Source organism: Streptomyces lothianensis (assembly GCF_047779955.1).
In the GTDB taxonomy this organism is placed as follows: Bacteria; Actinomycetota; Actinomycetes; order Streptomycetales; family Streptomycetaceae; genus Streptomyces.
On sequence record NZ_JBLMKT010000171.1, the window covers coordinates 1 to 242 of the forward strand.

1 pseudogene is annotated in these 242 nt (G+C 63.2%); it reads right to left on the reverse strand.

Annotated features, from left to right (window positions below):
- Positions 1-242, reverse strand: a pseudogene (locus ACLF6P_RS30095) (DUF4240 domain-containing protein); the annotation flags it as partial.

Genomic DNA, 242 nt, shown 5'->3' on the forward strand with positions numbered 1-242 from the left:
TCGAAGTCTTCGCCCATGTCGTGTTCGTCGGCATCGGCATCGTCTGCCCCGTGGATGGAGCGGTAGCGGTCGAGGGCGGGATAGAAGCCGTCTCTGTCGCCGGTCAGGCGCTCCCACGCAACGGCGGTCACATACCCCATCTCTTCGTAGAAGACGGCCTCTTCCACGCCGGTAGTCAGTGCGTACTGGATGTCGGGATGCTCTGCGAGATCGTCAGGGCAGCGCACCACACGCTCGTACCA